This window comes from Shouchella shacheensis (assembly GCF_001484965.1).
In the GTDB taxonomy this organism is placed as follows: domain Bacteria; phylum Bacillota; class Bacilli; order Bacillales; family Bacillaceae_D; genus Shouchella; species Shouchella shacheensis.
This window is the reverse complement of the sequence record NZ_LLYY01000080.1, coordinates 1-728: the sequence shown is the minus strand read 5'-3', so window position 1 is coordinate 728 and position 728 is coordinate 1. Positions and strand designations below refer to the sequence as shown.

At 42.2% G+C, this 728-nt stretch carries 1 protein-coding gene; it reads right to left on the bottom strand.

Annotation, left to right across the window (positions count from 1 at the left end):
* Positions 1-117 precede the first annotated feature (117 nt).
* A partial coding sequence (locus AVZ68_RS19435) for a transposase (protein WP_157404771.1) occupies positions 118-728 on the bottom strand: 611 nt, incomplete at its 5' end.

Sequence of the window (728 nt, the reverse complement as noted above, 5' to 3'; positions counted from 1 at the left end):
GAGGCCACTGAAAAACCATCATTTTTTCAGCTAGAGAATTTTCAAACAAAAAAACGGACCCTTTAATTCCAGTTTTAGGAATGATGGGTCCGTTTTTTTGAATGACGGAGGGGATGATCACCCCATTAACTTGAGAATTCGTTTGACGTTGACCGTGAAGATCGCCATCGCCCCTTGCATCTCCATACTTAAAAGACCCGAGGATGAGGCGGTTTCAAACCCGTGTCGGTGTTTGAGCTCACTATTTTTAGGCTCAATCTTATAGCGCTCTTTGGCTTTCTCTTTGAAGGTGTCCGTTTCTTGAAAAGCCATTTGTGCCGTATGCTCATCGGATTTGATGGTTACGGAATACGTTTTACTTTTGGCACCGGCTTGATAACACCCTTCTTGAAACGGACACGATTGGCATTTCTCAACATCAAAGTAATACGTCGTTCGTTGGTTCTTTCCCTGGTTTTTCTTCCCTTGCTTCGCTTTTCGAATGGCCAAATGTCCAGCTTTACACACATACATTCCAGCATCTTTATTAAACTCAAATTCATCTTCTTTCGCTCGCGTGCCTGAAACGGAAGGGTTCAGCTTGGAGATGAGCTCGATTTCTTGCTTGTTCGTGTAAGCAATATTGTCTTTTTCGGAATACGCCGCGTCTCCAATTACAGTTTCAACATCCATACCTGCCTCTTTACTTTTTTCGATCAACGTTTGAAGATATTTTCCATCATTTTTTT